The 11,453-nt window shown below is 47.6% G+C and carries 10 protein-coding genes; 6 read left to right on the top strand and 4 right to left on the bottom strand.

Going from position 1 to position 11,453, the window contains the following annotated elements; genetic code table 11:
- The first annotated feature begins 322 nt into the window (after positions 1-322).
- The 5 genes from ACFSB2_RS17570 to ACFSB2_RS17550 all read left to right on the top strand — a co-directional run bounded on the left by ACFSB2_RS17570 (position 323) and on the right by ACFSB2_RS17550 (position 6,615).
- Positions 323-1,633 (top strand): ABC transporter substrate-binding protein, encoded by a 1,311-nt coding sequence (locus tag ACFSB2_RS17570; protein WP_377944411.1) that lies wholly within the window; start codon positions 323-325, stop codon positions 1,631-1,633.
- Positions 1,634-1,675: 42 nt separating this feature from the next.
- Positions 1,676-2,596: a carbohydrate ABC transporter permease gene (locus ACFSB2_RS17565; protein WP_377944410.1), complete on the top strand. Its 921-nt coding sequence runs from the start codon at positions 1,676-1,678 to the stop codon at positions 2,594-2,596.
- A gap of 15 nt (positions 2,597-2,611) precedes the next feature.
- Positions 2,612-3,445, top strand: coding sequence for a carbohydrate ABC transporter permease (locus tag ACFSB2_RS17560; RefSeq protein WP_377944409.1), 834 nt, complete (start codon positions 2,612-2,614; stop codon positions 3,443-3,445).
- Between the two features lie 535 nt (positions 3,446-3,980).
- The gene (locus ACFSB2_RS17555; RefSeq protein WP_377944408.1) at positions 3,981-5,354 is read left to right on the top strand and encodes a hypothetical protein; all 1,374 of its coding nucleotides are present in this window, start codon (positions 3,981-3,983) and stop codon (positions 5,352-5,354) included.
- Positions 5,355-5,505: 151 nt separating this feature from the next.
- On the top strand, positions 5,506-6,615 hold the full coding sequence (locus ACFSB2_RS17550; protein WP_377944407.1) for an aminoglycoside phosphotransferase family protein: 1,110 nt from the start codon (positions 5,506-5,508) through the stop codon (positions 6,613-6,615).
- A 356-nt stretch (positions 6,616-6,971) separates the two neighbouring features.
- On the opposite strand, the gene ACFSB2_RS17545 is transcribed toward ACFSB2_RS17550, so the two are convergent.
- On the bottom strand, positions 6,972-7,082 hold the full coding sequence (locus tag ACFSB2_RS17545; RefSeq protein ID WP_377944406.1) for a putative holin-like toxin: 111 nt from the start codon (positions 7,080-7,082) through the stop codon (positions 6,972-6,974).
- Positions 7,083-7,460: 378 nt separating this feature from the next.
- On the opposite strand from ACFSB2_RS17545, the gene ACFSB2_RS17540 reads away from it, so the two are divergent.
- The gene (locus ACFSB2_RS17540) at positions 7,461-8,075 is read left to right on the top strand and encodes an FMN-binding negative transcriptional regulator (RefSeq protein ID WP_377944405.1); all 615 of its coding nucleotides are present in this window, start codon (positions 7,461-7,463) and stop codon (positions 8,073-8,075) included.
- Positions 8,076-8,247: 172 nt separating this feature from the next.
- On the opposite strand, the gene ACFSB2_RS17535 is transcribed toward ACFSB2_RS17540, so the two are convergent.
- From ACFSB2_RS17535 to ACFSB2_RS17525, 3 genes are all read right to left on the bottom strand, one after another.
- Complete coding sequence (locus tag ACFSB2_RS17535) at positions 8,248-9,165, bottom strand: aldo/keto reductase (protein ID WP_377944404.1); 918 nt, start codon at positions 9,163-9,165, stop codon at positions 8,248-8,250.
- Positions 9,166-9,267: 102 nt separating this feature from the next.
- A complete protein-coding gene (locus tag ACFSB2_RS17530; protein ID WP_377944403.1) occupies positions 9,268-10,224 on the bottom strand; it encodes an aldo/keto reductase in 957 nt (318 codons plus the stop codon).
- A 280-nt stretch (positions 10,225-10,504) separates the two neighbouring features.
- Positions 10,505-11,446: an aldo/keto reductase gene (locus tag ACFSB2_RS17525; RefSeq protein ID WP_377944402.1), complete on the bottom strand. Its 942-nt coding sequence runs from the start codon at positions 11,444-11,446 to the stop codon at positions 10,505-10,507.
- Positions 11,447-11,453 lie beyond the last annotated feature (7 nt).

Genomic DNA, 11,453 nt, shown 5'->3' with positions numbered 1-11,453 from the left:
TTTTAAGGAGTCGGAAGGGAACTTCCGGCTCTTTTTTTGTTGTGCGCAGCATCGCATTTATTGCTCAACACGACCTCGTTGACTATGTAGTAACGCGGATGAATGTGCATCAGTAGCAGAATCGTATAAAAAATCAGCCGTATCGTGAATGCTATTTCAAGCTATACGCCAATATATATCTTATCACTTTGAAAGGTAGTGTCTGAAGATATGGGCTGATAGATTCTCAAATGTGTCGGGAAGCACCAAAAACCTCTGAAACCGTCTACACAGTCCATAAAATGAAATACCAGAAATCTGTTTCTAGGTTGGGGGGAAGGTATTGAGAAGGAAAATTGCTTTCAGTCTGCTTGGCATTGCTGTCACGACCCAACTCTTAAGTGGATGCGCCAGTACACCTGCTTCTGGACAACAGCAGGCAAAAAAGAATATCACATTGACGATGTGGACGCATGATCAAGAGTACGCAAATCTTTTCAAAAAGGAGGAGAAGGTTTGGGCCAAGCAATATCCACAATACAGTATTCATTTTCAAGCACAGGTGTTTCCGGCCGGTGATTTTTGGAACAAAGAGTTAACGGCCATGGTTTCCAATGAACAATTGCCCAATTTTCTGGACTTGGAAATTAGTCACTTTTCGCTGTTTATGAAACCGGGGATCTTATCTAAATACGTGTTGAATTTAACTCCGCTGCTTGGCAAAACACGGCAAGATCTCGTTAAGCTCTCTCCTTACACCTATCAGGGAAACGTCTACGCCCTTGAAAGCGCGCTCAGTCCCGTTAGTTATTACTATCAACCCGCAATATTCAAGAAGTATGGGATTAAGACACCGATAAAAACCTGGAGCGAATTTTATCAAGATGGATTGAAATTAAGCAAACATGGGATTGCCATGGCGCCCATCTCGGAGGACGGCGGCGCAGCCGTATTTCAAAATTTGCTTTATGAGCACGGCGGTTCCTTTTTTAACAAATCTGGTGATTTGACCATCAATCAGCCGGTGACCTATCAGACATTGGACTATATCACGAAATCCATCAGCCATGGCGTGTTTAAAATGGTGAATTCCAACACGTTTTGGGGGCCAGGCATTTACCAGGATTACGAGCAGGGGAAGGTCGCCGGCGTGATCGCGCCGGATTGGTATGCTGGTGCGGAATTGGAGTCTTCGGCTTCCAAAATGTCAGGGCAATGGCGTTTGCAGACCATGCCCAAATGGCCAGGTTCAAACTACACAACCAGCACATGGGGTGGCACGGGCATTGCGGTGGCGAAAAATAGTCCGAATGCACAATTGGCTTGGAGTCTGTTGCGTTACGTGTACGCGACAGAACAAGGACAAGTGCAGCGGTTTGCCGACATTGGCTATTTTCCCAACATGAAGTCGGCAATGACGGATCCCGCTGTGACGAATCAAAAATTCTCCTATTTTGGTGGGGAGAAAATCGGTTCTGTATGGGAACAGGCAGCAAAAGATATACCTTCGTTCTGGCAAAGCCCTTTGGAATCCGAGTTCCAAACTTACCTAGACAACGCGCTAGAATCCATCTATTTGGGCAAGTCGAACCAAAAGAAAGCGATTTCGAGTATAGCGCAACAATTGAAAGCGCAGGAGTTCTTCGGGTATTAAGGGTTACGGTTGTGAATGCGACAGACCATGGAGGATGAATGGATGATTGGCACGAACGAAACAAAGACAACGGTGTCTGCAAAAGCGCGTCGACTGCGAAGGAAGGCCCGGCGGGGGACCATTGCGCCGTACCTGTTTATTAGCCCGTTTTACATCTTGTTTGCGATATTCTTTGTCTACCCGCTGGGGTTCGCAGCAGTTCTCAGTTTTACGCGATGGGATCAAGCTTCCCCTATGCAATGGGTCGGACTGAGCAACTACGTCCATCTGTTCACGGATTCTTACTTTATACAATCAGTGGTCAACACAGTCGTCTACATCATTGGCAGCTTGATCATCGCTTTTTTCTTATCTTTGCCTTTGGCGATGGCGTTAAGCAGTAAACGCGTGGTTGGTAAAAAGATACTCAGAGTGTTGTACTTTACGCCCATTGTGACGCCTGCTGTAGCCGTGGTTATCGTATTTAACATGATTTATGACAAAGATTTCGGTTTATTAAATTCTTTCCTTCACATTTTTGGCATCCCTGCTGTCCCATGGCTAGATAGCACTTTTTGGTCTAAGATATCCGTTCTCGGCCTCGTTGCCTGGCAATGGACGGGCCTCAACTCCTTATATTTTATCGCTGGCCTGCAAGCGATTCCCGAAAGTTTATATGAAGCGGCTGCATTGGACGGCGCAAATCGTTGGCGGCTGATTCGGCATATCACGCTCCCATCCCTGTCGCCGATGATGGTATTTGTCCTCATCACCACATTTGTGGGATCGTCGCAGATTTTTGATCAACCATTTATTCTCACAAACGGCGGTCCTTTAAATTCGAGTTTAAGTTACGCCAATTACCTCTACCAACAAGGCATGTCTTACTTACATCTCGGCTACTCTTCAGCCATGGGCATGTTGCTTTTGGTCGTGGTCGCTTGTATTTCGCTGATTCAATATCGCAGATTTTCCACCCGATAAACAGGGGGCCCACACATGAAAATTCGAGTATCAGATATCATCCTCAACATCTTTGTTTGGCTGGGGGGAATCATCATCGTGATCCCCTTTTTGTGGATGATTATCAGCTCCTTTAAAACCCAAGCTCAAATCTTCCAATCTCCATTTTCGCTGCCGCGCGCTTTAGACGTGCAGAATTACGCTGCTCTTTTTGCGCAGTGGCCTTTTTTCGCTTGGTATCGGAACAGTGTGCTTGTAGCAGTGATACTGACAGTGCTTACGGTACTGCTCTCCGCCTTATCAGGATACGGATTTTCGAAATATCGCTTTTCGGGCAAAGGTTGGTTGTTCGCCATCATCATTATGGGGTTGTCGATCCCGTTTCAGAGCATTCTCATCCCGCTCTACAGCGAAATGGCCCGCATGCACATCGCCAATACGTACGTTTCGCTCATCGTCCCTTTTATCGCGCCACCGATTGGGATTTTTCTGATGCGGCAATTCATCACCACCATTCCCGACGAGTTGCTGGATGCAGGACGTATTGACGGTTGTCATGAATTCATGCTTTTTGTGAGGATTGTGTTGCCTTTGCTTAAACCGGCCATTGCGGCGTTGGCGATCATCACATTCGTCGCAGCATGGGGCAATTTTTTATGGCCTTTGGTGATGTTGAACGATTCATCGAAATTTACTTTGCCCTTAGGCCTTTATTCCTTATTGAGCGACGCATCAAGTGGCGGTGACGCTCAATATGGCGTGATGATGGCGGGAGCCGCCCTTGCCAGTTTACCGCCTGTGGCGGTGTTTATTATCATGCAGCGATCCTTTATCAGCGGTTTGACGATGGGCGGCGCAAGAGATAGTTGATGCGATGAAAAGATTCGCCAAACGAAGTCGTGCATCAAGTGCAACTCGGCAACAAGCAAGTGACGGAGGTATCCGAACATAATATGTTTCGCCCAATGCGATTTGTTGGACAAATTCAAAGGGATTGCTTATTGCGATATATGGAGAGGTACCAATTTCTACCTCGGAAAAAGTTGCGGAGTCAATGTATTAATCGGCTCAGTTGGGTCTTGAATTAATTCATCACGGCACCTGGTTAGTAACAATGTCAAGTGCCGTGATCGTATACATTCATCGGAAAATTTTAATAGAATTCACCTTTTATTCAACCTCGATTTTTTCCATCATCGTGCGCATGTTTCCGCATGACATCAGGAATTTATGTATCCAAATGCTTTTATCCCACTTAAGGGGGTGAAGCTTTATGTGACCGCATATTGTTATTTTGTTGGGTTGTCACTTGCAGCATCAGGATCGCTGTGAGTATCGTCATCCCAATCGTTTGCTGTACATCATGCAATGAGATGCACACGAAAAGGATACGAGGAGTGTTGGCATGAAAAAGCATGTAAAAAGATGTGTTTCTATTTTTGCGGTCTCATCTATCGCATCGCAGGTCATGGCTGTCGTTCCTGTTTTTGCAGATACGAGTGGGAACGCACATCATCCTGAAACCGGAACAACGGCTGTTAAAGTGAGTGATTTTCTGAATTCACTCGGCGTCAATACACATATTGGCCAAGGAGTAGACAATGCGTCGCAGACAGCCACTGCATTGAATTACCTTGGCATACACCATACTCGCGAAGATGCGAATCCTGATTACGTACAGGATTGGATTCAACTCCATAAGCAATCAGGGGATACCATAGATCTTTTGGCCGACGGTGGCGCCAGCGTTTCGAGCAATATTGAGATCGCCGACCAATTGCGCAAGGCTGGCGCATTGTTGGATGTGGAGGGGCCAAATGAACCGAATAATCAGCCGGTGACCTATGACGGACAGACGTCAAATTCTTCTACGTTTCTCCCCGTCGCCTATTTTCAAAGAGACTTATACAGCGCCGTCCATTCCGATCCGCTGCTCAAGGGAATCCCTGTGTTTGCTTCGAGTGAGGCGGGGGGCAGTGAACCAGATAATGTCGGACTACAGTACCTGACCATTCCGAATGGCGCCAACACGCTGATGCCGGCCGGCACGAAATACGCTGACTATGCGAACACACATACCTACGTCATGGGTCACGTGGGCAGTTTGATTGACAATATGGCCTGGAATGCCAGCGATCCGACTTTGAACAGTTCCTGGGATGGATTGTATGTCGAGTATGGTCAAACTTGGAATGGTGGATTCAGTGGTTATTCTGACCAACAATTGAAGACACTGCCGCGGGTGATGACGGAAACAGGTTGGAACACACAAGGGAGCGGTAGCCTGAGCGAGGCGCAACAGGGAGACGTACTGATGGACGTGTACCTGTCCAATTTCGCAAGAGGATGGAAGTATACCTTCTTGTATATGCTGCGGGATGATCCCGTTCAAGGCTATTGGGGGCTTGTCGACACCAATTATCAGCCTAAGCCATCTGGGGTGGATATGCACAATCTGACGACCATTTTGGCAGATAAGGGAACAAAGGGACAAGCGGGATCGAAAAAAGCGCCGGGTCAACTTGATTATTCCATTCCAAATGAACCGTCCACTGTGCATGACTTATTGATGCAAAAGAGCAATGGTGAGTTTTACTTGGCCGTGTGGGACGAACAGGCAAGTGGATCGAGCAGTGTCACGGTGAATTTAGCGAAGGCGTCCAATGATGTGGAGATCTACAATCCAACGACGGGTACGTCACCAGTTCAGACGCTCCATCACACCAAGGCCATTGATTTAACGTTGAGTGGTTATGAACCTTTGATCATCAAGCTGTAATTGGCGTGAAGTAGAGTAGATATCGACCGATTGTATTTTGCGTATTGTAATAGGGCTGCCCCACGGGTAACGTAAGTGACCAGGGGAGCCCTTTTTTTGTGGGCGTGTTGCCTATGAAGAAGCATGATCATGTAACACAGGGGGAACCAATTTGGGCAATCGAACTTTGTATTTCGTTCTTTCCGCAGACAATGGAAAAAGCGTTTTTGTGACGAAGGACGGGGATATGCGCATTCCTGAGTTTCCGGAAATGGTGGATCATCACATCGGGCTTGAAAATCCGCATGTGTATAATCGCTGGTTTGAACAGGCGTACGGTATTCCAGTCTTTCGACGATACATTATTGAGCTTGAAGATATGGATAGCACAATTTTTCTCTTTGAATTGGTGGATCCAAGTATCGGTCTGCAAACAGGGGAATTTGTCCCCAGTGTTCGTGTGGCTGCTTTATATGACGCCAACCCTTTCTTGCAGAACGTGCTGATGAACCTGTCAGAGGATTACTCAAAAAGTGAATTGATGCCTTGGGTTGGCACGGATGGCTATACGCCATATCTTGAATGGATGAGCGCTGAAATGCGACATAGAAACATGACGGTGAACGGGGAGATTCAACAGATCAAGAACGCCTTTGTCTCTACTGTGTTTCGATGTCCGACGAACCAGGGTGACTTTTACATGAAAATACCTGGTTCTGCTTATATTCGGGAAATCGCAATGACAAACAGGGTGCGAGAATGGGGCATTGCCAAATTACCCGAATGGGTTGCGGCGGATGTACCGCTCAATGTGTTTCTGATGTCGGACATGGGTGGTTATGATCTCCCTGCTGATTCAGCCTTCGATTTGCTCGGTTCGGTGATTGACCAATGGGCGCAGTTGCAAATCGATGCGCTGCCTTTTTTGAACCATGAAGCGCCGTATCCGTTTTATGATTTGAGGCTGCCTGTGCTGCGTAAGAAACTTGATGAGCTAGTTGATGAAGGAATGTGTCTGCTGGACGGTTCACCATATGAGCTGAAGGCAGAGGAGATCTCATTGTTGCGTTCTAGACAATCGCATTTTAGCGATGTTTTAGGCGAGATCGAAAAATATCCGATTCCCGATTCTGTGGACCACGGCGACCTTCGACCCGGTAATATACGAGTCACGAGTAATGGATGGAAGCAACCTCTTTCGAGTTCTGCGGATGCCTCGACATTGGAGCGGCGCCAGTATTACTATGCGCATGTCTTGCGACGGGTGATTTCGGGTTCGTGAATGGCGGAGAGATCAAATCATCTTTCTTTTAGGAATGCCGGGGAAAGCTAAAGAAGAACGCAATACTTTTCATAGCTTGGCCAAGCAACGGCATATGCGCATGGAGAAAAACGTCTAAACTGATAGATCTGGAATAGTCACTAATTGTTGTTGTGTTTGTAGACCTTCTCGCATAAAATATAGACAAAAGCTCTATCCTAATTAAGAAGGTGCCGGAGCTGCTACTCCGACACCTTACGGTACATCGCCTTGAGTGACGGAATTTCCCGCACTCGGACGACTTAATTCAAAGCCACATTACGTGGCGTAGCAAAAAGTCACCCCGAACAGGCCGCTAAACCGTTACGGGGTGACTTTTATTTATGTGAACGAAAAGCGACTATGATCGTTACTATGAGTGTTAGAAGAGCAAGTAGCAACATGCTCCCCTGAAGTGCTACCCCTAGTGCTTGATATGTCACGTACATCGTCCGACCTCCCCCAGTCCGAAGACTTGCAGGAAGGCGTCACCCCAGATTTAGCTAGTACCGTACCATAAGTTTACTAGTAAGTGACATGGTAAACTAGGATACTTTAATCATGTTTGTCCGTATGGAGCCACAGAGTAAACATGTCCTGATTACCCTTCATTCATGATAAAACTCATCTTTGACAGCGTCTAGACGGAGTGCGGGGTTGTAGGGGGGATCGAAGTCAGGGAGATTGTCTTTCAAATTCGCATATTGAGAGACGTTCTCGAATTGCGGTTGTTCAAGGGGCTCAAAGGAAATTCAAAAAGGTTGGAGAAACACAAGAATGACATCCTGGTGGGGGTGTGTTCACATCCTTCGGAGGAGAGTGGCTTCGTGTATATACCAAAACCCTTTACAATGAGCGATCCGGCGGAAATCGAAAGTTTCATCCGAAAGCACAGCTTTGGCATTTTGATGAGTGACGACAACGGAACACCGTTGGCCACGCACCTTCCGTTCTTTTATGATGCCGAACAAAACGCCCTGTTCTCCCATATGGCCAAGGAGAATCCACAGTGGCAGCATCTTGATGGGCGGACGGTGTTGGCGGTATTTTCGGGACCGCACGCTTACATTTCCCCTGCTTGGTATGAATTGCCCGCCTCTGTGCCGACGTGGAACTACATGGCTGTACATGTATATGGGAAATGCAGCGTGATCGAAAGTGAAGGTGAGTTGGCTGAGGTGTTGGAGCGGACCGTGCGTTTTTACGAACCAGATTCGGATTTGCCGTCGCAAGCCGATGAAATGTTTTATCGCAACATGATGAAAGCGATTGTCGGTTTTCGCATAGACATCACGGACATGCAAGGTGTGGCAAAACTCAGCCAAAACAAGCCGGTGGCGGTCCAAGAACGGGTCATTGCAAACCTTGGTGTGTCGGCAGACGTTGGGGCCAAAGCTGTCGCCGATCAGATGCGGACGCGCTTGAAGGGGATTGGGCTATAGTCATCTTTATGCCGCAAATGGTGCATGTGATTGACAGCGTTTGTCCTATTAAAAATAAGGCAACCCCAGTCAATACAGACTTGAGGTTGCCTTGTTGTGCAGACCCATTTGGTCACTTCACGAGAAACCTATGTACACAGGGTACAAGAAGTCACCGAGTATGAGCCACTCGTTACGGAAGCACATTGCCTGCCGCACGATAGATTTCATACCATTCTTCGCGTGTCAGGTAGACATCGCTCGCCTTGCAGCAATCCTGTAACCGGCCAATGTTCATTGTCCCAGTCACTGGTTGCATTTTTGCCGGATGGCGCAAGAGCCACGCGATGGCGATGGTCGTGTTGCTGACATCATATTTTTTGGCGATCTCGTCGATTTTTTGATTTAATTCCGGGAACTTGTCGTTGTCGAGAAATACGCCTTCAAAGAATCCGTATTGGAAAGGGGACCAGGGTTGAATGGTGATGTCATTTAGGCGACAGTAATCAAGGATGCTGCCATCCCGGTTCACGGCAGGCGCATTCTCCATATTCACGTTGACGCCATTGGAGATCATGGTGGCGTTGGTGATGCTTAATTGCAGTTGGTTTGCTACAATCGTTTGTTTGACGAATTTTTTCAGCAGTTGGATCTGCATTGGATTCTGATTGGAAACGCCGAAATGCCGCACTTTACCCGCACTTTCAAGGATATCGAAAGCTTCTGCGACCTCTTCAGGTTCGACGAGTGCATCTGGACGATGCAAAAGCAAAATGTCGAGATAATCCGTTTTCAACCGTTTCAGGCTGCCATCGACTGCCTCCAAAATGTGTTCTTTGGAAAAATCGAACATGCCTTTTCGAATGCCACATTTCGATTGCAGGATGATCTTTTCGCGAATGTCCGCGTTCATGTGGATGGCATCGGCGAAGATCTCCTCACATGTGCCGCCACCGTAAATATCTGCATGGTCAAAGAAATTCGCGCCTGCCTCCAGGGATGTTTGGACAAAACGTTCTGCTTCCGCTTTGTCCAATGAACTGATTCGCATACAGCCGACTGCAACGACCGGCACTTCTAATGAACTGTTGCCAAGACGCATTGTTCTCATATGTTGTGTCCTCCTCAAGTTGTTGTTTGATGATACCATTTCGTTTTAATGATGCGGAATTCATGAGCAAATCGCTCTTGAAATCACATATAGGCCAGCACTTTAGACGGTAAATGCCTCGTCGAGTTTTTGGGAAAGTTCCGCAGGCAAGCGCCAACCGACAGCGCCTACGTTTTCCTCCAACTGTTCCACCCGACTTGCCCCAATGATGGCCGAAGATACAGCGGGTCGATGAATGACCCAGTTCAGCGCGACCTGGGCGGGTGTTTTGTCTACTTCATCCGCTATTTCTTTCAGCACTCGCAATCCTCGCTCGAAGGGGTGCACACGCTGTTCGAGCAGTTGTGGTTCAGCTTCACCGCGGCTACCAACTGGTACGCCGTTTTCATATTTTCCCGTGAGCACGCCGCCGCCCAACGGGCTGTATAAGATCATCCCGATACCTTGGTCTACACACAGCGGTTGAATTTCCTTCTCAATTTCACGATTGACCAAACTGTAAATCGGTTGCAGAGATACGAACTTCGTCAGATTGTGGACGTCGCTGATCCACAAAGATTTGGTCAACACCCAGGCAGGAAAATTAGAGCAGCCGATGTATCTGACTTTGCCTTGGGCAATCAAATCATCAAACGCTCGCAATGTTTCTTCAAGCGGTGTCTCCCAGTCAACCGAATGCGCTTGGTAGAGATCAATATAATCTGTGCCGAGTCTTCGTAAGCTATTTTCCACCTCCCGCATGATGTGCCCACGCGACAATCCTTCGTCATTCGGACCTGGTCCCATGCGCCCTCTGACTTTCGTGGCAATCACGACTTCAGACCTTCTCCCCTTGATGGCCTTGCCAAGAATTTCTTCAGCCTCGCCACCGGTGTATCGATTCGCATTGTCTAGCAGATTGATGCCTAAATCCAAAGCTCTATCAATGATTCGGGCGGACTCCAAAGGAGAAACTTTGCCAGGCTTACCGTAGGCGGGATTGGGACCCCCAAAAATCCAACATCCGAGGCTAATTCGTGAAACTTTCAGACCTGAATTGCCAAGCCGTACATAATCCATTGGTTACCCTCCTAACATTTCGGATAGCTGGCGCTGCAGAAAGGGCATTCACTTCTGCGATAAGCGGGGCTAAATCGAAGGCGATAAACAGCCATCAGAGTGGCAAACAATTCAAATTGAATCATTCGCGCCGCAGTCGTTCTCTATCATTATAGAAATGATTGTTTAAACTCGGAAGTAGTGAATTCGTTTGCGTATAATAGACTTCGGTATACTTGCTTTCATTTTTGAAGTAAAGAAGAGGAGCGTGTGACAGCTCGACACGCTGCTCCATTTACGTTTAATTGCCAGAGACACTGTTAATATTGGCAAACAATTTGCGCAGCGTTGCCACATGCGCATCGGGCAACGGGGCTCTGTTGGCTGATTCGACATTGGCTTCTAGGTGCGCTACATTGCCTGTGCCAGACAGAACGCAGTGAATGCCTGGTTCATATCGGACGAAACGGTAAGCGGCGTCCGGCAGACTGACCGCGCCCTCAGGATGAATCAGGAAGCCCAGTGGATTCTGCAAATCTACTGCATTTTCTGGCAGCAGACCTTGATTCATCATGTCACGCGCAAACTCGGCTAAAATATCGGAACGGGTGAGTGCTCTTCTTACGGCAAACATGTCCAACACCGCGATATTTTTCTCAATGCAAGGTTGCAGCACGATTTCTCTGGCGCTCTGATTCAATATGTTAAAACCAACCATGACGACATCCCAAATATCGTCTTGTACGGCCCTTCTGAGCATCATATGCGAAGGATCTGGCACGAACGCCTCTGTGATTCCGAGAAAGCGAATCTTCCCCTTGTCTCTCATCTTGAATAGCTCCGGGGCCAAGTAGGATTGTGCATAGTCGTAGTCCTGCAACCTTACGCCGTGTAAATGATAAACGTCGATGTAGTCTGTGTTGAGATGCTTCAGACTTGCGTCCAGGCTCTGTTCAAGTTGCGCTGGCTTTCTCAACACTGCGTCAGCATACAAAGTGTATTTTGACGACAGGATCACGTTTTTTCTTTGATCCGCTGACAAAGCCTTGCCAATCCGAGCTTCAGTGCCATACGCTTCAGCGGTATCGATAAAGTTGATGCCCAGTTGCAGCGCTTTTTGAATGATCTCCACAGATTCCGATTCCGATTTTTGCTGACTGAGACCTAAGCGGCTGTGTCCACCGCCGCCCAACCCCATCACGCTGACTTGGAGTTCTGTTCTTCCAAACGTCGTGTAGTCCACTCGTAAT

Origin of the sequence: Alicyclobacillus fodiniaquatilis (assembly GCF_042678105.1) — a bacterium.
GTDB classification, from domain to species: Bacteria; Bacillota; Bacilli; order Alicyclobacillales; family Alicyclobacillaceae; genus Alicyclobacillus; species Alicyclobacillus fodiniaquatilis.
Note: the sequence above shows the minus strand (reverse complement) of the source record. Positions and strands in the feature narration are given on the sequence as shown.